The following is a 19,369-nucleotide window of genomic DNA, read 5'->3' as shown; positions in this document are numbered from 1 at the left end:
GGTCCGCTTCGCAGGGATCGGGCTAACAGTGGCGCGGCGGCCCGGGCCGTTCGCACCGGTCGTGCCGCGTCAGAACGCATCCCCCGGCACGCGCACCCAGCCTTCCATCAGCACGCGCGCGCTGCGGCTCATGATCGCCTTCGTGACGGTCCACTCGCCGTTGTCCAGCTTCGCTTCCGCGCCCACGCGCAGCGTGCCCGACGGATGCCCGAAGCGCACGGCCTGGCGCTCGCCGCCACCCGCCGCGAGGTTCACGAGCGTGCCCGGAATCGCCGCGGCCGTGCCGATCGCGACGGCCGCCGTGCCCATCATCGCGTGATGCAGCTTGCCCATCGACATCGCGCGCACCAGCAGGTCGACGTCGGCCGCCTTGACGCGCTTGCCGCTCGACGCAACGTAGTCGGCCGGCCTCGCGACGAACGCGATCTTCGGCGTGTGCTGCCGCGTCGCGATCTCGTCGAGCGTGTCGATCAGCCCCATCCGCAGCGCGCCGTGCGCGCGGATCGTCTCGAACTTCTCGAGCGCCTTCGGGTCGCCGTTGATCGCATCCTGCAGCTCGGTGCCCGTGTAGCCGATCGCCTCGGCCTCGACGAAGATCGTCGGGATGCCCGCGTTGATCATCGTCGCCTTCAGCGTGCCGACGCCCGGCACCGCGAGATCGTCGACGAGGTTGCCGGTCGGGAACATCGAGCCGCCCGCGCCGTCTTCCTCGGCGGCCGGGTCCATGAATTCGAGCTGCACTTCCGCGGCCGGGAACGTCACGCCGTCCAGTTCGAAGTCGCCGGTTTCCTGCACAGCGCCGTTCGTGATCGGCACATGGGCAATGATCGTCTTGCCGATGTTCGCCTGCCAGATCCGCACGGTCGCCACGCCGTCGCGCGGCACGCGCGCCGAATCGACGAGGCCGCCGCTGATCGCGAACGGGCCGACCGCCGCCGACAGGTTGCCGCAGTTGCCGGTCCAGTCGACGAACGCCTTGTCGATCGACACCTGGCCGAACAGGTAGTCGACGTCGTGGCCGGGCCGCGCGCTCTTCGACACGATCACCGTCTTGCTCGTGCTCGACGTCGCGCCGCCCATCCCGTCGATCTGCTTGCCGTACGGATCGGGGCTGCCGATCACGCGCAGCAGCAGCGCGTCGCGCGCGGCGCCCGGCGCCTGCGCGGCCTCGGGCAGGTCCTGCAGGCGGAAGAACACGCCCTTGCTGGTGCCGCCGCGCAGGTAGGTCGCGGGAATCCTGATTTGAGAAATGTGAGCCATGTGTGTGTTCTCAATGTGCCCCGGTCAAGCCGCCGCCTGCGACGATTCGAGGAAGTCCTGCGCGAAGCGCTGCAGCACGCCGCCCGCGTCGTAAATCGACACTTCCTCGGCCGTATCGAGCCGGCATGTGACGCTCACCTCGACGCGCTCGCCGTTCTTGCGGTGGATCACGAGCGTCAGGTCGGCGCGCGGCGTGCGCTTGCCGATCACGTCGAACGTCTCGGTACCGTCGATGCCGAGCGTCGTCCGGTTCGTGCCCGGCTTGAACTCGAGCGGCAGCACGCCCATCCCGATCAGGTTCGTCCGGTGGATCCGCTCGAAGCCTTCGGCGACGATCGCCTCGACGCCCGCGAGCCGCACGCCCTTCGCGGCCCAATCGCGCGACGAGCCCTGGCCGTAGTCGGCGCCGGCGACGACGATCAGCGGCTGCTTGCGATTCATGTACGTCTCGATCGCTTCCCACATCCGCATCACGTTGCCTTCCGGCTCGACGCGCGCGAGCGAGCCCTTCTTCACCGCGCCGTCGACGACCGCCATCTCGTTGATCAGCGTCGGGTTCGCGAACGTCGCGCGCTGCGCGGTCAGGTGGTCTCCCCGGTGCGTCGCGTACGAGTTGAAGTCTCCTTCCGGCAGGCCCATCTTCGCGAGGTATTCGCCGGCGGCACTGTTCGCGAGGATCGCGTTCGACGGCGACAGGTGGTCGGTCGTGATGTTGTCGCCGAGCACCGCGAGCGGACGCATCCCTTGCAGCGTGCGCTCGCCGGCCAATGCGCCTTCCCAGTACGGCGGACGGCGGATGTACGTGCTCTGTGCACGCCAGTCGTACAGCGGCGCCGCGCGCTCGCCGGCGTCGGCGCTACGTGCGAACATCGGCTCGTAGACCTTGCGGAACTGCTCGGGCTTCACGCTCGACGCGACGATCGCATCGATCTCCTCGTCGGTCGGCCAGATGTCCTTCAGCGTGACGGGCTTGCCGTCCTGGTCGTGGCCGAGCACGTCCTTCTCGATGTCGAAGCGGATCGTGCCCGCGATCGCATACGCGACGACGAGCGGCGGCGACGCGAGGAACGCCTGTTTCGCATACGGATGGATGCGACCGTCGAAGTTGCGGTTGCCGGACAGCACGGCCGTCGCGTACAGGTCGCGATCGACGATTTCCTGCTGGATCTTCGGATCGAGCGCGCCGGACATCCCGTTGCAGGTCGTGCACGCGAACGCGACGATGCCGAAGCCGAGCTTCTCCAGCTCCGGCAGCAGGTTCGCTTCCTGCAGATAGAGCTCGACCGCCTTCGAGCCGGGCGCGAGCGAGCTCTTCACCCACGGCTTGCGCACGAGGCCGCGCGCGTTCGCGTTGCGCGCGAGCAGCGCCGCGGCGATCACGTTGCGCGGGTTGCTGGTGTTCGTGCAGCTCGTGATCGCGGCGATGATCACCGCGCCGTCGGGCATCTCGCCCGCTTTCTCTTCCCACTGGCCGGCGATTCCGCGCGCGGCGAGATCCGACGTCGGCAGCCGCTTGTGCGGATTCGACGGGCCGGCCATGTTGCGCACGACGCCCGACAGGTCGAACGTCAGCGTGCGCTCGTATTGCGCGTGGTGCAGCGTGTCGGCCCACAGGCCCGCCTGCTTCGCGTAGGTCTCGACGAGCTTCACCTGCTCGTCGCTGCGGCCCGTCAGGCGCAGGTAGTCGATCGTCTGGCCGTCGATGAAGAACATCGCGGCCGTCGCGCCATATTCGGGCGCCATGTTCGAGATCGTCGCGCGGTCGCCGAGCGTGAGGCTCGCCGCGCCTTCGCCGCGGAACTCCAGGTACGCGCCGACCACTTTCTCCTTGCGCAGGAATTCGGTCAGCGCGAGCACGACGTCGGTCGCGGTGATGCCCGGCTGGCGCTTGCCGGTCAGCTCGACGCCGACGATATCGGGCAGGCGCATCCACGACGCGCGGCCGAGCATCACGTTCTCGGCTTCCAGGCCGCCGACGCCGACCGCGATCACGCCGAGCGCGTCGACGTGCGGCGTATGGCTGTCGGTGCCGACGCAGGTATCCGGATACGCGACGCCATCGTGCGCCTGGATCACCGGCGACATCTTCTCCAGGTTGATCTGGTGCATGATGCCGTTGCCGGGCGGGATCACGTCGACGTTCTCGAATGCCTTCTTCGTCCACTCGATGAAGTGGAAGCGGTCCTCGTTGCGGCGATCCTCGATCGCGCGGTTCTTCGCGAACGCGTCCGGATCGAAGCCGCCGCACTCGACGGCGAGCGAGTGGTCGACGATCAGCTGCACGGGCACGACCGGATTCACCTTCGCCGGGTCGCCGCCGCGCTCCGCGATCGCGTCGCGCAGGCCGGCGAGATCGACGAGCGCCGTCTGGCCGAGGATGTCATGGCACACGACGCGCGCCGGGAACCACGGGAAATCGCGTTCGCGCTTGCGCTCGATGATCTGTTTCAGCGAATCGGCGAGGATCGCCGGATCGCAGCGGCGCACGAGGTTCTCGGCGAGCACGCGCGACGTGTACGGCAGCGTGTCGTACGCGCCGGGCGCGATCGCTTCGACCGCGGCGCGCGCGTCGAAGTAATCCAGCGACGTGCCGGGCAGGGGTTTGCGGTAGGCGGTATTCATCATGTGGGGCAACCTGGATAGGACGTTCAGCGCGCGGCGGCCGTGCATCCGACATGCATCGGCCGCCGCGCGCTGCTTGCGATCAGCGCTTCTCGATCGGCACGAACTGCAGGTCTTCCGGACCCGTGTAGTTCGCGCTCGGGCGGATGATCTTGTTGTCGACGCGCTGCTCGATGATGTGCGCGCTCCAGCCGGACGTGCGCGAGATCACGAACAGCGGCGTGAACATCGCGGTCGGCACGCCCATCATGTGATACGACACCGCGCTGAACCAGTCGAGGTTCGGGAACATCTTCTTCGCGTCCCACATCACCGACTCGAGGCGCTCGGCGATGTTGTACAGCTTCAGGTCGCCCGCTTCCTTCGACAGCTTGTGCGCGACGCCCTTGATCACCTTGTTGCGCGGATCGGAGATCGTGTAGACGGGGTGGCCGAAGCCGATCACGACTTCCTTGTTCTCGACGCGGCGGCGGATGTCCGCTTCGGCGTCGTCCGGCGAGCTGTAGCGGCTCTGGACTTCATACGCGACCTCGTTCGCGCCGCCGTGCTTCGGCCCGCGCAGCGCGCCGATCGCGCCGGTGATCGCCGAGTAGATGTCCGAGCCCGTGCCCGCGATCACGCGGCCCGTGAACGTCGACGCGTTGAACTCGTGCTCCGCGTACAGGATCAGCGACGTGTGCATCGCGTCGACCCACGACTTCGACGGCGCCTTGCCGTGCAGCAGGTGCAGGAAGTGGCCGCCGATCGAGTCGTCGTCGGTTTCGGTCTCGATGCGCTTGCCGTTGTGCGAGAAGTGATACCAGTACAGCAGCATCGAGCCCAGCGACGCCATCAGGCGGTCGGCGATGTCGCGCGCGCCGGGCAGGTTGTGGTCGTCCTTCTCCGGCAGCACGGTGCCGAGCACCGACACGCCCGTGCGCATCACGTCCATCGGGTGCGCGGACGCCGGAATCTGCTCGAGCGCGGCCTTCAGCGCGCTCGGCAGGCCGCGCATCGCGCGCAGCTTCGCCTTGTACGCGGCGAGTTCGGTCAGGTTCGGCAGCCGCTCGTGCACGAGCAGGTGCGCGATTTCCTCGAACTCGCACGACTCCGCGACGTCGAGGATGTCGTAGCCGCGATAGTGCAGGTCGTTGCCGGTCTTGCCGACCGTGCAGAGCGCCGTGTTGCCGGCCGTCACGCCCGACAGCGCGACCGACTTCTTCGGCTTGAACGCGCCTGCGGCGGCCGGTGCTGCTGCGTCTTTCGTCTCGCTCATGTTTCCGTTCTCCAGTATTCAGATGTCGACCGGACCTGGCGCTTCAGCGCCTCGTCCGGTTCCATGCAAAGCTTCCAGATTCGTATGTCGGGCCGCGTTACTTCTTGCCCTGCGCGAACAGCTCGTCCAGCTTCTGCTCGTAGGCGTGATAGCCAAGGTAGTCGTACAGCTCGGCGCGCGTCTGCATCGTCGGCACGGCCGCCTTCTGCGTGCCGTCACGGCGCAGCGTCTCGTAGAAATTCAGCGCGGCCTTGTTCATCGCGCGATACGCGCCGCAGCAGTACAGCGCGATGTCGACGTTCGCCTCGCGCAGCTCGTCGAGCGTGAACAGCGGCGTCGAGCCGAACTCGGTCAGGTTCGCGAGAATCGGCACCTTCACCGCGGCCTTGAAGCGGCGGTAGTCGTCGAGCGTCTTCATCGCTTCCGGGAAGATCATGTCCGCGCCGGCTTCGACGTATGCGACCGCGCGCTCGATCGCCGAGTCGATCCCTTCGGCCGCGGCCGCGTCGGTGCGGGCCATGATCACGAACTGGTCGTCGGTGCGCGCGTCGACCGCCGACTTGATGCGGTCGACCATCTCGTCGGTCGGCACGCACTCCTTGCCCGGACGGTGGCCGCAGCGCTTCTGGCCGACCTGGTCCTCGATGTGCACGGCCGCGACGCCGGCCTTGATGAACGAGCGGACCGTGCGCGCGATGTTGAACGCGCCGCCCCAGCCCGTATCGATGTCGACGAGCAGCGGCAGGTCGGTCGCGTTGGTGATCCGGTTCGCGTCGATCAGCACGTCTTCCATCGTGCTGATGCCGAGGTCGGGGATGCCGAGCGAATTCGCGGCGACGCCGCCGCCCGACAGGTACACGGCCTTGAAGCCGACGGCCTGGGCCATCTTGGCCGCGTACGCGGTAATTGCGCCGACCACCTGCAGCGGCTGCTCGGCCGCGACTGCCGCGCGGAATTTCGCGCCGGCGCTTTGAAGATGCGTGTTGCTCATGAACGGCCTCCTGAGGGAATGCACGTTGGAACAGCAAGGATCGGGCCAGCTCGCGCGTCGCCGCTAACCCACTGATTCTTAAGCAACCGGCCGCATGCCGGACAGGCCTGACGATTTCAATTTGGAAATCTCATGTTCCAAAAATGAAATCCCGCGCGCATAATCGGTCGCCATGGACCTCTCCTCGATCAAGCCCGTCGGCCCGGCCGACCGCGCGGTGCGGCCGCGCATCTGGGCGATGGGCATCAGCCGTCTGCGGGACCTCTTTCGCGAGATCGCCGGCGAATTCGACGAACGCGCCGATGTGCGCATCGTGTCACGCGCTTATGAGGAGGCGCTCAACGCGATCGCCGAGGCCGGCGCCGCGCGGCCCGACGTGATCGTCGCGGCGGGCTCGAACGGCGGCTTCCTGAAGACGCGCGCGCAAGTACCGGTCGTGGTCGTCACGCCGACCGGCTTCGACGTGATGCAGGCGCTCGCGCGCGCCCGGCGCGACGCGTCGCGGATCGCGCTCGTCAGCGTCGGCGAGACGCCGCCCGAGGTGCGCCGCTTCGTCGCCGCGTACGGCCTCGACGTCGAGTTTGCGTCATATCAGTCCGCTCAGGAAGCGGAAACGTGCGTGCACGAATTGCGCGACCGCGGCATCGAGACAATCGTCGGTCCCGGCCTCGTCACCGACCTGGCCGCGAGCGCGGGCATGGGCGCCGTGTTCCTGTATTCGCACGCGTCGGTGCGCAAGGCGGTCGATACCGCGCTCGAAGTCGCGTATGCGACGCACGCCGAGGCACTGCGCCGCCAGCGCCTCGACACCCTGCTCCAGCACCTGCGCGACGGCGTGGTCGCGCTCGACGCGCGCGGCCGCGTCGAGGCGATCAACGAGCGGCTCGCGTTCGCGCTCGGGGTCGAACCCGCGGCGGCCGTCGGGCGCGCGCTCGTCGACCTGACGCCGGAGCTGCGCACGCTGCGCGGCGACGACGGCGACGCGCTCGCGACCGTGCGTGGCGTGCGCTACGTCGTGCACCGCGGCCCGCTCGTCGATCGCGGCGTGCTGTCGGGCAGCGTGCTGACGTTCCAGGAATCGCGCGCGGTCGAACGGCTCGATCGCGCGCTGCGCTCGCAGCCGAACACGCAGCAGTTCGCGGCGCGCTACACGCTCGACGACGTGGTCGGCGCGTCGGCGCCGATGGCGCGCGTGCGCGATCTCGTGCGCCGCTACGCGAAATCCGACGCGACGGTGCTCGTGCTCGGCGAAAGCGGCACCGGCAAGGAAATGATCGCGCAGAGCCTGCACGCGCTGTCTGCGCGGCGCAGCTATCCGTTCGTCGCGATCAACTGCGGCGCGTTTCCGGAAGCGCTGCTCGAAAGCGAGCTGTTCGGCTACGAGGAAGGCGCGTTCACCGGCGCGCGGCGCGGCGGCAAGACGGGCCTGTTCGAAGCCGCACACCGCGGCACGCTGTTCCTCGACGAGATCGGCGAGATGCCGCCGTCGCTGCAGAGCCGCTTGCTGCGCGTGCTGCAGGAGCGCGAGGTGATCCGGCTCGGGTCGACGGAGCCGATCCGCATCGACGTGCGCGTGATCGCCGCAACGCACCGGCCGCTGCTCGCGGCCGTCGAGGACGGCACGTTCCGCGCGGATCTCTATTACCGGCTCAACATCCTGAACGTCGGGCTGGCGCCGCTGCGCGAGCGCCCGGCCGACATCCCCGCGCTCGCGGCCGCGCTGCTGGTGCAGGCCGCGCGGCGCGAGCCGCGGCTCGCCGACAGCCTGCGCGATGGCGGCAACGCGGCGCGCGTGCTCGACGCGGTGCAGCCGATCCTGACGCGCTACCAGTGGCCCGGCAACGTGCGGGAACTGCAGAACGTGATCGAGCGGATTGCCGTGGAACTGGCGGAGGAAGCCGGTGACGACGTGCAGGCCGGCACGGGCGGCGTGCTCGATCCGGACGCGTTGCAGGCGATCGCGCCGGAGCTGTTCGGGGCGCCGAATAGGACTGCGGCAACTGCGGCGGCCGCGGACCCGGACGACGCGCAAACGCTGCAGGCGCGCCGCCGGCGCGCGGAAGCGGACGAGATCCGCGCGGCGCTCGATGCCTGCGGCGGCGATCGCGACCGTGCATGCGCGATGCTCGGCATCAGCAAGACCACGCTATGGCGGAAGCTGTCCGCGAAGTAGCCGCGCGGTGCGGGCGTCAGTCCGCCTTGTGGTAGTGACGATAGGCCTTCGCGCGATTGCCGCACGACGACATCGAGCACCAGCGGCGGCTGCCGTTCTTGCTGTCGTCGACGAACAGCCACTGGCACGCGTCGTTCGCACACCGCTTGACCTTCGCGAGACGCGCGCCGCCGAGCAGGTCGATCGCCGACCACAACACCGGGCTCAGCAGCCCGCCGAGCGTCGCGGCGTCGCGCCCGACCTGCCAAGCATACTGGTCGCGCGTGCGCGCCAGCGCGACACGCGGCGCCGCTTCCGCGAGATAGCCGCGCAAAGTCTCGACGTCCCGCGCCGGCGGCTCCTGCCGTTCCGCCTGCACGAAGTAGAGGCGATACAACGTCTCCCGCAGCGCCAGCGCGCTGTCCAGCCAAGCCTGTCCGTCGTCCCTGCACGCCGCGCGGCAGGCATCGGCCAGCCCGGCCGGAATGCCGGCGTGCTCGCGGCACCAGGCCAGCAGGTCGTCGATCGTGCCGAGCGTTTCCGTCGGCGTCTCGCTCCCGCGCCAGTACAGCGTGTTCGCAAAATCGATGCTCAGTGCTTCCGGCGGCGCCGGAACCAGGAAGTCCGCCGCGGCGGAAATGTGCGTGTCGCTCATGTCGGGATCGTATCTAACCACCATACCGGTTGACAAGCGCTGGGGCCTTTCCTAGCATAACCAGCATGGTGGTTAAGACTCGCTTGCCGTACTTGCCGTACTGACACCCACGCAGTCACAAGGAGCCATCGTCATGATCGATCACCTTTCCCTCGGCGTTGCGCAGATCGACCGCAGCCGCGCGTTCTATGACAGCACGCTCGGCGCGCTCGGCTACAAGCGGCTGGTCGGCGACGCATCGTCGCTCGGCTACGGCACCGCCGAGCCCGTTCTGTGGCTCATGCATACGCCGCGCCCCGTCATTGCCGATCCGGAATCGGGGCTGCACGTGTCGTTCAAGGCGTCGTCGCCGGTGGAAGTCGATGCGTTCTACCGGGCCGCGCTCGAGCACGGCGGCGTCGACAACGGCGGGCCCGGCAGACGCGAGCATTACGGCCCCGGGTATTACGCGGCATTCGTCACGGATCCCGACGGGTATCGGCTGGAAGCGCACTGCGAGCTGGACAACATCGTGTGAGGGTGTGACGCGTTGGCCGGTTCGGCCGGGAACGCAGTTGCGCGCGGATCGCCCCGGATCCGGAATCTGCGCGGTTGACGGCCGAAGCCGTCATTCGAACGGGATGATGTCGTGCGGCAGATGCACGGCGTGCGCCGCGACCATCACGATTGCGGCGCGCGCCGACCGTCACGCCAGTGCGGCCGAGCGCGCGCCTGGTACTGCGCGCTCGGCGTTACTGCGCGCCGCGCGTGCGCTGCAGCTGCTGGCCGAGCCCTTCGATCCCGAGGCGCACCGTCTGCCCCGGCTTCAGGAACACCGGCGCCGGCTTGATGCCCATGCCGACGCCCGGCGGCGTGCCGGTGGTGATCACGTCGCCCGGCTGCAGGCTCATGCAGCGCGACAGGTACGCGACGAGCTGCGCGACCGTGAACACCATCGTGCGCGTGTTGCCGTTCTGATAGCGGTGGCCATCGACCTCGAGCCACAGGTCGAGCTGCTGCGGGTCGGGCACTTCGTCGCGCGTGACGAGCCACGGGCCGATCGGGCCGAACGAGTCGAAGCCCTTGCCCTTGTCCCACTGGCCGCCGCGCTCGATCTGCCATTCGCGCTCGGACACGTCGTTGACGACGCAATAGCCCGCGACGTAATCGAGCGCGCGCGTCTCGTCGACGTCCTTGCACGGCGCGCCGATCACGACGCCCAGTTCGACCTCCCAGTCGGTCTTCACCGAGTTCTTCGGAATGTCGATCCCGTCGTTCGGCCCGCAGATCGAACTCGTCCACTTGCCGAACACGACCGGCTCGGTCGGCACCGGCATGCCGGCCTCGGCCGCATGGTCCGCATAGTTCAGCCCGATCCCGATGAACTTGCCGACCCGGCCGACGCACGGGCCGATGCGCGGCTCGCCGGGCACGAGCGGCAGCGTCGTGGGATCGATCGCGCGCAGCCGCGCAAGACCGCCGTCGGACAGCGTGTCGCCGGCAAGATCCGGCACGTGTGCCGACAGGTCGCGAATCCGGCCTTCCGCGTCGAGGATGCCGGGTTTTTCCTGGCCGGACGGGCCATAGCGAAGCAGTTTCATCGAGCTCAACCTCTCATTTCGAATGTGACAGGATAGCGGCGCGATGCCGCTGCTGCAGCCGCGCGCCGGATTCAATCGTCAATCGTCGATCATCGATCGCACGCGGCCGCGTCGCCGCTTGCCCGCCAGACTTTTTACCACCGGCGGCGCACCGTGAAATGACGCTCGACGGATACCGACTATTGCAGCACATGCTGGTCTTGCAGTGCAGCAGCGTGGCAGTGCAGCAGCGCGGCGGCTGCGCGGGCCTGACCGCCGAATGCCACGGATGTCCGGCACCGGCGACGAACGCGTCACGTTCCCGTCACGACGACACCCCACACTGCCGCGCCATCCCGCCCCGCATCTGGCCCGCAGATTTCGCAAACGTTTGTCATCGGAAATGAAAGTTATCCGTTCCTATTTGGTAACGATCTGTAAGAAGGCGCGACATTGCACACTGATAGTTTGTTGTTAAGCTCGACTGCGGCGGATTCGCCGACACGTACGGGCTTTACACAAGGGCGTTGCAAAGCCGGCAAGTGCGCGTCGTCGGCAGATCGCCAGCATTTCACCGACTACGATACCAACACGATGCAAACGACCCATGCCCGGTTCTCCGGCAATGACGCCCTAGGAGACCATGCCGGAATCGACCGCTACCGCGCGCCCGCGCTCGACAAGGGGCTCGATATTCTCGAGCTGCTGTCGGAACAGAAGGAAGGTCTCACCCGCACCGAAATCACCAAGGAACTCGGCCGCAACGCGAGCGAAATCTACCGGATGCTGGAACGGCTGGTCGCGCGCCGCTACGTGATGCGCTCGACGGGCGGCGACCGCTATACGCTCAGCCTCAAGCTGTTTGCGCTCGCCCACCGGCATCCGCCGATGAACCGCTTCATCGGCGAGGCGCTGCCGCAAATGCAGCGCTTCGCCGATGCAGCCGAGCAATCGTGCCACCTGACCGTCTACGATCACGGCAATCTGCTCGTGATCGCGCAGGTCGACGGGCCCGGCCCGTGGGGCGTGTCGGTCCGGCTCGGCTCGCGTGTCGGGCTCGCCGATACCGCGTCCGGACGCGTGATGCTGGCCTTCCAGGCAGCCGACCAGCGTGCGCACATGCTGTCCGAGCATCGCAAGGTCAAGGGCGAAGCACCGCTGAACGAGCATGAACTCGCGCAGGCGTGCCACGCGATCCGCGAGACCCGATTCCTGCGCCAGGAAAGCCGCCAGGCCTTCGGCGTGACCGACCTGAGCGCACCGATTCTCGGCCCGTCCGGCCATGCGATCGCGGTCCTGACCTGCCCGTACATGCGCCGCATCGACGCGCATGAGGCGCCGTCCGCCGACGTGGTGGTCGAGCGCCTGCAACGTACGGCCGCCATGCTGTCGATGTGCCGCACCGACGTGGACTGACACGCGCATCGCAACGAGACCGGGCCGCGACGGGCGGCCCGCCTGCCGCCCGCCTGCATCGGCCCGTCGCGCGGCCTATGTGCGTCCGCCAAACGCTGCACATGGCTCGCGCGGCGCCACCCGATCGCTGCGCTCGCGACGCTACGCTAAAATAGCGGCCCTCTCAAACACTGCGATGGCCGGTCCGGCTGGCTGTCGTACCCGATGGATGTCATGGCCAAACTTCTGACCGATCTCGAATTCCAGCGTTTCTCCGAACTTCAGCAGAAGCAGGCAAGCTTCACGATCACGCCCGAAGAGGCAGACGAGCTGCGCGACATCGTCGCGCGCGCGCAGAAGAAGCGCGACGACCGCGCCGCCGCGATGCAGGCGATCGAAAACTACATCGAACAATTCGCGATTACGCCCGACGAGCTCTTCTCGCCCGACCAGATCGGCGACGCGGCCCGCACGTACGGCCTCATCACGGCGACCAAGAAGGAACGCACGCTGCCGCCGACGATCACGTTCAACGGCAAGCCGTATCAATGGACCAAGACGCTCCCGGACGACGTCCGCGGCGCGCTGTTCGACGCGTTCACGTCCGGCGAATCCGTCAAGCGCTTCATCGCGATGCCGAAGGATGCGGCCCGCTGCGCGCTGACGATCGCCCGTCTCGAGCGCGAAACGGGCGGCGCTTATGCCGATGCGCACCTTGCCGAACTCGCGATCTCGCGCGATCAGGTGAACGACGCGGCGACGAAACTGGCCGCCTGAGCGCATCGCGCGGCTTGCGCGCAGGTCGCGCAGGCCGGCGCCGCAGCCACCGGGAGCCGCGCGGAAACGGGCTCCCGAAAAACCTCACCTCAACTCCCGTCACGCCTCTCCACGACGTCCCGCAGAAGCTCACCTCGCGCTCCCGGACACACTCACCGGAAGCTCCCGCAAGGGCTCACCGACGCTTCCCGCAGACACTCACCGGTTTCTCCCGCAGAGGCTCACCAATGCTTCCTGCAAAGGCTCACTGGCGGCTCCCGTAGATGCTCACTGGCCGCTCCCGGGAACGCTCACCGCCAGCTCCTGTAACAGCTCACTGCCAGCTCCCGTAAAAGCTCACCCGGTGCCCTCGGAGAGGCGCACTCGTGGCTCCCGAAAAGGCTCACCTTCGACGCGATTGCGATACGGCGGCGTTGTTGTTTGCTTCCGCACGCGTCGCTTCGCCCGCTCTGGATCGGCAAGCGCTATCGGTATCGGTATCGGTATGCCAAGCATCGCGGCCCGCCTGCGCCGCACGCGATGCGCGTCATGCATCAGGGGTTGGTTGCAGCTTCATCCTGAAGCCGACGACACCGGGTTCCTCCGTCGCCGTGACCTCGAAGCCGCACGCCCTCGCCAGTGAAATCATCGCCGTATTCTCACGCAGCGCTTCGCCGACCATCCACGCTGTGCCGCGCGATCGCGCGTATTCGATGATGCGCGCCATCAGTAGCCGCCCGAGCCCTTTGCCCTTCTGATCGGGCCGGACGGCAATCGCAAATTCAGTGGTTTCGTTGTCGGGATCGGTCACCGCACGCACCGCCGCGAGGGTCTGCGCACTGCCGGTTCCGTCGCCGACGGACGCGATGAACGCCATCTCGCGGTCGTAGTCGATCTGCGTCATGCGCGCCAGTTGCGAATGATCGAAACTGCGTACTGCGCCGAAGAAACGCATCCGCAGATCCTCCGGCGTCATCGCGCCGAGCAATGCGTTGTGGGCCGCTTCGTCCTCCGGGCGGATCGGCCTGAGCGTCATCGTCTCGCCGTGCCATGCGAGCGTATGCTCCAGATGGCGCGGATACGGCATGATCGCAAGCCGGCTGCGTCCGGCCGCCAGCGTGATCCGAGGCGAGATCACCCGCACCCGGTCGGCCAGTATGCGCAATGTGACCGACATCGTGACCACCTCGCGCACGTCGCACACGACCTGCGACAGCGCCGTGAACGCGCCGAGCGCCGGCTCGACCGGCGCGCGGCGCGCGTACGGCGAGCGCTCCATCACCGCACGCGCAAGCACGGTATTCAGCGGCGGCAGTCCGTAGACGACGAACGGCGCCGACACACCGTCCGCCGGCGGCACCGCATAACGGAACACCGGACCGAAATTCGGGTCGTCGTGCATGTCGACCGTCACGTCGACGATCGCCGTCTCGGCCGGTTCGTCGGCGCCGCGTTCGCCTTGCAGACCGAAATGAGACAACCACTGCGTGGCCGGCGCCCCGGTCAGTTCGCGCTGCCCCGCGTCCAGCAGCCGGCGCGCCTCCGCCTGCGCGGACGCGACACAGGCAGCCGGCTGAAGCGGCGTGCCTTCGGGCGTCTGCATCAGCAGTTCGCGGCCGAGGTTGTAGTCGACGAGGCGTGCGTACGCGCGCGCGAGCCGCTGCGGCGTCGTGTGCACGGGAATGCCGTTCGCATGCAGCGCGTCACGTGTCGCCGCATCGACCGCGCCGAAGAAGCACGCGAGGATGCCGCGATGCGCGTGCTGGCGCGACTCGATCAGCGTGCGCGCGACCGCGTCGGCAGGCGCGCTGTGCGACGTCGAATGCACGACGAACAGCGTGCCGGTTTGCGGAAACGGCGCGAGCGCCCCGATCACCGCGCCGAAGTGCTCGGGACGCGCGTCGTCGCCGAGCGTCAGCGGATTGCCGGGGGCATCGAGATGCGGCAACGCGTTCGACACCGCAGCCGTCGCCGCCACAGGCCAATCGGCCAGCACGTCACGCTCCTCCGACACCGCATCGACCGCCAGTTTCGCGACGCCCGCGTCGCTCGTCACGAGCGTCGCGGCGCCGCGCGCCGTCACGCGCCCGACGCCGAGCGTCTCGATCTCGTCGAGCAGATCGTCGAGCGCGTCGACGCGCACCATCCCCGCGCGCTGGAACGCCGCCGTATACAGCGCGTCGCCCGGGTCGGCACGGCCGGTGCGCAGTGCGAGCACCGGCTTGTTGCGCGCAGCCGCGCGCGCCGCCGACATGAATTTGCGCGCGGCGCACACGGTATCGAGTTCGAGCAGGATCGCACGCGTGCCGGGATCGCTGGCGAGGTAATCGAGTACGTCGCCGGCATCGACGTCGGCTTCGTCCCCGAGCGCAACCACATGCGAGAAGCCGAGCCCGCGCGCGTGCGCCCACCCGAGCACGGCATTCGTCAGCGCATTCGACTGCGACACCCACGCGACGCCGCCCGAGCGAACCGTATACGCCGGCGCGCCGAAATGCGCGTGTCGCGCGGGCGACAGCACGCCGAGGCTGCCCGGCCCGACGATACGGAGGACGAATGGCTTCGCGGCCTTGAGCGTGCGCTCGAGCGCCATGCGATCCGCGTCCGTACGCGCTTCGCCGACAATCACCGCGACGCGCGCGCCGAGGCCGCCGAGCTTGCGCACGATGCCGGGCCACGTCGCGGGCGGCGTGCAGATCACCGCGACCGACGGCGGCGCGGGCAACCGGTCGACGTCCGCCACGACCTTGTACCCGTCGAGCGTGTCGTATTTCGGATTGACCGGCCACACGGGGCCCTGGAACGCGCCATCGAGCACGCGCGACCACACCATCGCGCCAATGCTGCCCGCGCGCGGCGACGCGCCGATGACCGCGACGGATTTGGGCTGGAACAGTGCATCGAGATGGCGAACGGTCACATCGGCTCCATACGGTAACGAAAGACGGCGGGATTCGAACCGGGCCCGGCAGGCAGCGTTCCGGGCGACGCGAATCCAAAGCATAGGCGAAGCGCCCGCGGCTGCCTATATGCCGAACGGACAGCTACCCGACGCGAGTCAAGCCGCGCAACATGCAATTACCTGCGGCCGCCCCGTCGCGGCGGCACGAACGCATGCATCCGTTGGCGCCAGTCGCGACCGGAACGGTGCTTGCAACAATCCGGTGCATCACGCGCATCCGGCAAAGGTGAGGATTTACGGGAGCGAAGGTGAGAACGTTCGGGAATTGCGCGCGGGAATGCGCGAACAGGCGAAAGGTGATGGAAACATCCATCGCGCATGCACCGCGCAAATCGCGGGCTGGCATGCGCATGCAACGCGCAATTGCGCCGCTGTTTACAGGAAATCGCCGTGATATGCGGATAAATCGCGGCGATTTGCCGAAATGGCACGCGGCGATCGTGAGGCGCCGTTCGACGGTTCGACGGCTTCAAACGATCCGCGATCGCACAAAAACAAAACGGTGCGACGGCCGCATGGCCGCTCGCACCGTCAGTCAGCGCACGAAAGGTGAGGTTTTTCGGGAATCAGTCCTTGATCAGGAAACGCGCCCGGTTCTTGCCGAGCCATGCCGGCGCACGGCCTCGTCCGCTCCAGGTTTCACCGGTCTTCGGATTCCGATATTTGGGCGGCAACGGACGTTTGGTCTTGACGGCGGCGCCATGCGAACGGAAACCAAGCTCCTCCGGCGTGATGTCGAATTCCTCGATCTTCGCCCGGATCGACGCGATCGCATCGGTAATCGCCTTTTCGCGTTCCTTATCGATCTTCTGCTGAAGCTTTTCGAGTTGCGCTGTCAGTTGCCTGTAGGTCGCCATATGGATGGGATTCCCTGAATGTTATCTATGAAAAATAGGTGACGCGAAGCAAATAGAAAAGTGCCTGGTCCGATTCGGGGTTTTCTCGGCCTGTGATTACGGAATCAATACGGACTTTTCTTCTTGCATGCAAAGAGAAGGCTCCGCACGCCGCCGTCTTCCGACTGCTTGAGCACGTCGAATTCACCATTGCAGGTGGCGCGCGCGTTGTCCGTGCAATTGCTCCACGAATTGCCGGTGCATTGCACCAGCGTGGTCGGGCGCCCGTCCGAAGTAAACAGCGGGGCACTGCCGCCGCAGCCTCCGAGCCCGGCCAACAGAGCGATCAACCCGGCCTGTCTGCACCACGATCCAGGCCGTCGACAGACCGACGCAAGCATGTGTTTCATTGTTCTTTCCGTCAACCCTTTTTTGAATGTCGCGAGTATGCCACGCGCCGGTGCGTCCGCGTCAATCCGGCATGCGATCAGGCCGCGCGCGCGTCTTGTACGGCAGCTTCCGGCGCGGATCGTCGGTGATGCGAACGAAGACCTGTTCCACGTCGGGCAGCGCCTCGAGTTCGCGCTGCAATGCTGCGCGATCGAACGACGTGTCCGCGCATCCTTCGACGTAGATGAAACGCCGCTGCACGGTGATCCACAGGCTCGTGCCGCCCAGCCCTGCGCTGCCGGCGAAATGCGCTTTCGCCGCATCGGCGATCGGCGCGTCGTACAGATAGGAATTCGGTTTCGTGCAACGGTGGGCCAGCCAGCAGGTCGTGCCGCGCTCGACGCGATAGTGCGCGTCGTCCTGCATCTCGGCCTTGGTCATCCACGGCCCGAGCGGCAGCGGGCATTCGGCGAAGTCCTGCGACAGCGCAACGAACGGATCGTTGTACCAGTTGCGCCGCGCCTGCGGCTCGCCGGCCGAATCGGTTTGCGCGAGCGCGGGCGCCGCGATCGTCACGGCCAGCCACCACGCGATGCAGGTTCGCTTCATCGTCACCTCCCGTTGATCCGAGCAAGCACTAAAGCACTTGCTCTGATCCCATGCTTCGCGGTCCCATGCTTCGCACTCCGGTGCGCCTGCCGCAACCTGCATTCGGCCGAGCCGGCACACGCGGCGCTGCAGTTCACAGCTCGATCCCCAGCGCCGCGAGCTTCTTGTAGAACGTCGCGCGGCCGATGCCGATACGCGCAGCCGCGTCCACCACCTTGCCGTTGCAGGCGGCGAGCGCGTCGGTCAGGAATTGACGCTCCCATGCCGCCATCGCGTCCGCATACGACACCGCACGCGCATCGGGTACCGCGCCGGCGTCGCGCTCCGTCCGCGGCACCGCCGACGCCTGCACCGGCGGCATGCCGTCGGACGACGCGCGCGACGGCCCAAGAAACGGCGCAAGCGCGCGGGCGTCGATCACCGATCGGTCCGACAGCATCAGTGCGCGTTCGAGCGTGTTGCGCAGTTCGCGCACGTTGCCGGGCCACGGATACGCGCACAGCATCCGCAGCGCGTCGTCGGTCAGTTCGCAGTGCGCGGCGCGTCCATGCTGGGCGGCCAGTTCCTCGAGGGTCGCGTAGACGAGCGCCGCGATGTCGGCCGCGCGCTCGCGCAGCGGCGGCGCGTGAATCGTCAGCACATTGAGCCGGTAATAGAGATCGGCGCGGAAGCGCCCGGCGGCGACGAGCGCCGGCAGGTCGGCCGACGTTGCCGCGATGATCCGCACGTCGGCGCGCCCGATGCGGTTCGAGCCGACCGGCTCGAACTCCTTGTCCTGCAGCACGCGCAGCAGCTTGCCCTGGAGCGGCAGCGGCATGTCGCCGATCTCGTCGAGGAACAGCGTGCCGCGGTCGGCCAGCTCGAACTTGCCGACCCGCCCCTTGCGGTCGGCGCCCGTATACGCACCGGGCGCCGCACCGAAGAATTCGGTCTCGAGCAGCGTGTCGGGAATCGCGGCGACGTTGACGGTCACGAGCGGCTGGAGCGCGCGCGCCGACGCCGCATGGATCGCATGTGCGAGCAGCTCCTTGCCGGTGCCGGTTTCGCCGAGCAGCAGCACCGGCGAATCGACCTGCGCGGCGCGGCGCGCCTGGCGCTTGGTCTCGAGGCTCGCCGCGCTCGTGCCGACGAAGCTCGCGAACGTGTACTTCGCGCGGCGCGCCTGCGCGAGCGAGCGCTGCGTCGCAATGAGCTGCTGCTGGAGCTGCACGTATCGGGAAAAGATCGGCGTAAGCGTCTTCAGCTCGTCGAACAGCGCAAAGCCGATCGCGCCGACCGTCTCGCCTGCGTCGTTCTTGAGCGGCAGGCGGGTCACGACGAGCGGCTCGCGGCCCGTCTCCATGATGTCGAGCAGGATCGGCTGCCCGGTCGACACGACCTCGCGCATCAGGCTGTGCGGGATCACCGCCTCGCAGTCGAGTCCGACCGCCTGCTGCGGATCGGCGAAACCGAAGCGCGCCGCGTAGCGCTCGTTCATCCATACGATCCGCGCGTCGCGGTCGACGATCAGCGTGCCCGCGCTCGACCCTTCAAAGGTCCGGAACAGCGATTCGGCGGCACGCCGCAGCAGGTCGCCGTAATCGACGGGCAATCGGGCCCAGTCGTTCATCATCGTGTCGTCGTCTCCGCGTATCGTTATCCGCTGTCTCCGGAACGAGACGAATTATCTCATTCCGGAGACAGCCGGCAAGACCTTGATCCGGCGCGTTCGCAGCGCCTTTCGACCCTGGCCGAACGGATAATCCGTCTCCCGCCGGAGACGTTTTCTGTAGAATCGACTGACGATTGGCCGGCGCGGGCCCGCCGGCCTCCGGCGGACCCGCGTCCGGCGGCGCAATCCGGCCGATGGCACGAAACCTGCACGAACCTGAGCCGGTCAGCGGCGCGGCTCGCCGCACGACCGAACAACAACCAAAGCCATTAGGAG

15 protein-coding genes are annotated in these 19,369 nt (G+C 67.7%); 4 read left to right on the top strand and 11 right to left on the bottom strand.

Features of this window, described 5'->3' with window-relative positions; all coding sequences use genetic code 11:
* Positions 1-69: 69 nt before the first annotated feature.
* The 4 genes from prpF to prpB all read right to left on the bottom strand — a co-directional run bounded on the left by prpF (position 70) and on the right by prpB (position 6,128).
* Positions 70-1,260: a 2-methylaconitate cis-trans isomerase PrpF gene (gene prpF, locus ACV229_RS07755; protein ID WP_448082530.1), complete on the bottom strand. Its 1,191-nt coding sequence runs from the start codon at positions 1,258-1,260 to the stop codon at positions 70-72.
* Positions 1,261-1,284: 24 nt separating this feature from the next.
* A complete protein-coding gene (gene acnD, locus ACV229_RS07750; RefSeq protein ID WP_448082695.1) occupies positions 1,285-3,882 on the bottom strand; it encodes a Fe/S-dependent 2-methylisocitrate dehydratase AcnD in 2,598 nt (865 codons plus the stop codon).
* Positions 3,883-3,964: 82 nt separating this feature from the next.
* Positions 3,965-5,137, bottom strand: coding sequence for a bifunctional 2-methylcitrate synthase/citrate synthase (gene prpC / locus ACV229_RS07745; protein ID WP_448082529.1), 1,173 nt, complete (start codon positions 5,135-5,137; stop codon positions 3,965-3,967).
* Positions 5,138-5,234: 97 nt separating this feature from the next.
* On the bottom strand, positions 5,235-6,128 hold the full coding sequence (gene prpB / locus ACV229_RS07740; RefSeq protein WP_448082528.1) for a methylisocitrate lyase: 894 nt from the start codon (positions 6,126-6,128) through the stop codon (positions 5,235-5,237).
* 172 nt (positions 6,129-6,300) lie between these two features.
* On the opposite strand from prpB, the gene prpR reads away from it, so the two are divergent.
* Complete coding sequence (gene prpR, locus ACV229_RS07735; protein ID WP_448082527.1) at positions 6,301-8,301, top strand: propionate catabolism operon regulatory protein PrpR; 2,001 nt, start codon at positions 6,301-6,303, stop codon at positions 8,299-8,301.
* A gap of 16 nt (positions 8,302-8,317) precedes the next feature.
* Here the strand turns inward: prpR and ACV229_RS07730 are convergent, their stop codons facing one another.
* Complete coding sequence (locus ACV229_RS07730) at positions 8,318-8,959, bottom strand: CGNR zinc finger domain-containing protein (protein ID WP_448082694.1); 642 nt, start codon at positions 8,957-8,959, stop codon at positions 8,318-8,320.
* A 109-nt stretch (positions 8,960-9,068) separates the two neighbouring features.
* Here ACV229_RS07730 and ACV229_RS07725 point away from each other — a divergent pair, with 109 nt between their 5' ends.
* Positions 9,069-9,452 (top strand): VOC family protein, encoded by a 384-nt coding sequence (locus tag ACV229_RS07725; protein ID WP_448082526.1) that lies wholly within the window; start codon positions 9,069-9,071, stop codon positions 9,450-9,452.
* Between the two features lie 214 nt (positions 9,453-9,666).
* On the opposite strand, the gene ACV229_RS07720 is transcribed toward ACV229_RS07725, so the two are convergent.
* Positions 9,667-10,515 carry an ureidoglycolate lyase gene (locus ACV229_RS07720; RefSeq protein ID WP_448082525.1) on the bottom strand — a complete coding sequence of 283 codons (849 nt, stop codon included), beginning with the start codon at positions 10,513-10,515 and terminating at the stop codon, positions 9,667-9,669.
* Positions 10,516-11,088: 573 nt separating this feature from the next.
* Here ACV229_RS07720 and ACV229_RS07715 point away from each other — a divergent pair.
* Together ACV229_RS07715 and ACV229_RS07710 are read left to right on the top strand one after the other, a co-directional pair.
* Complete coding sequence (locus ACV229_RS07715; RefSeq protein ID WP_448082524.1) at positions 11,089-11,910, top strand: IclR family transcriptional regulator; 822 nt, start codon at positions 11,089-11,091, stop codon at positions 11,908-11,910.
* A 204-nt stretch (positions 11,911-12,114) separates the two neighbouring features.
* Positions 12,115-12,666 carry a hypothetical protein gene (locus tag ACV229_RS07710; RefSeq protein WP_448082523.1) on the top strand — a complete coding sequence of 184 codons (552 nt, stop codon included), beginning with the start codon at positions 12,115-12,117 and terminating at the stop codon, positions 12,664-12,666.
* Positions 12,667-13,192: 526 nt separating this feature from the next.
* On the opposite strand, the gene ACV229_RS07705 is transcribed toward ACV229_RS07710, so the two are convergent.
* The 5 genes from ACV229_RS07705 to ACV229_RS07685 all read right to left on the bottom strand — a co-directional run bounded on the left by ACV229_RS07705 (position 13,193) and on the right by ACV229_RS07685 (position 19,054).
* Positions 13,193-15,565, bottom strand: coding sequence for a GNAT family N-acetyltransferase (locus ACV229_RS07705; RefSeq protein ID WP_448082522.1), 2,373 nt, complete (start codon positions 15,563-15,565; stop codon positions 13,193-13,195).
* 608 nt (positions 15,566-16,173) lie between these two features.
* Positions 16,174-16,464, bottom strand: coding sequence for an H-NS histone family protein (locus ACV229_RS07700; RefSeq protein WP_448082521.1), 291 nt, complete (start codon positions 16,462-16,464; stop codon positions 16,174-16,176).
* 104 nt (positions 16,465-16,568) lie between these two features.
* Entirely contained in the window at positions 16,569-16,853 is a 285-nt protein-coding gene (locus ACV229_RS07695) for a hypothetical protein (RefSeq protein WP_448082520.1), read from the bottom strand.
* A 61-nt stretch (positions 16,854-16,914) separates the two neighbouring features.
* Positions 16,915-17,442: a BON domain-containing protein gene (locus tag ACV229_RS07690; protein ID WP_448082519.1), complete on the bottom strand. Its 528-nt coding sequence runs from the start codon at positions 17,440-17,442 to the stop codon at positions 16,915-16,917.
* Positions 17,443-17,575: 133 nt separating this feature from the next.
* Positions 17,576-19,054 carry a sigma-54 interaction domain-containing protein gene (locus ACV229_RS07685; protein WP_448082518.1) on the bottom strand — a complete coding sequence of 493 codons (1,479 nt, stop codon included), beginning with the start codon at positions 19,052-19,054 and terminating at the stop codon, positions 17,576-17,578.
* Positions 19,055-19,369 lie beyond the last annotated feature (315 nt).

Source organism: Burkholderia sp. MR1-5-21 (assembly GCF_053427715.1).
This window is presented reverse-complemented; position numbering and strand designations above follow the sequence as displayed.

Bases quoted from the DNA above. Each gene is read 5' to 3' on its own strand.
- prpF (WP_448082530.1), bottom strand. From the start codon at position 1,260: ATGGCTCACATTTCTCAAATCAGGATTCCCGCGACCTACCTGCGCGGC.
- acnD (WP_448082695.1), bottom strand. From the start codon at position 3,882: ATGAATACCGCCTACCGCAAACCCCTGCCCGGCACGTCGCTGGATTAC.
- prpC (WP_448082529.1), bottom strand. From the start codon at position 5,137: ATGAGCGAGACGAAAGACGCAGCAGCACCGGCCGCCGCAGGCGCGTTC.
- prpB (WP_448082528.1), bottom strand. From the start codon at position 6,128: ATGAGCAACACGCATCTTCAAAGCGCCGGCGCGAAATTCCGCGCGGCA.
- prpR (WP_448082527.1), top strand. From the start codon at position 6,301: ATGGACCTCTCCTCGATCAAGCCCGTCGGCCCGGCCGACCGCGCGGTG.
- ACV229_RS07730 (WP_448082694.1), bottom strand. From the start codon at position 8,959: ATGGTGGTTAGATACGATCCCGACATGAGCGACACGCACATTTCCGCC.
- ACV229_RS07725 (WP_448082526.1), top strand. From the start codon at position 9,069: ATGATCGATCACCTTTCCCTCGGCGTTGCGCAGATCGACCGCAGCCGC.
- ACV229_RS07720 (WP_448082525.1), bottom strand. From the start codon at position 10,515: ATGAAACTGCTTCGCTATGGCCCGTCCGGCCAGGAAAAACCCGGCATC.
- ACV229_RS07715 (WP_448082524.1), top strand. From the start codon at position 11,089: ATGCAAACGACCCATGCCCGGTTCTCCGGCAATGACGCCCTAGGAGAC.
- ACV229_RS07710 (WP_448082523.1), top strand. From the start codon at position 12,115: ATGGATGTCATGGCCAAACTTCTGACCGATCTCGAATTCCAGCGTTTC.
- ACV229_RS07700 (WP_448082521.1), bottom strand. From the start codon at position 16,464: ATGGCGACCTACAGGCAACTGACAGCGCAACTCGAAAAGCTTCAGCAG.
- ACV229_RS07695 (WP_448082520.1), bottom strand. From the start codon at position 16,853: ATGAAACACATGCTTGCGTCGGTCTGTCGACGGCCTGGATCGTGGTGC.
- ACV229_RS07690 (WP_448082519.1), bottom strand. From the start codon at position 17,442: ATGAAGCGAACCTGCATCGCGTGGTGGCTGGCCGTGACGATCGCGGCG.
- ACV229_RS07685 (WP_448082518.1), bottom strand. From the start codon at position 19,054: ATGATGAACGACTGGGCCCGATTGCCCGTCGATTACGGCGACCTGCTG.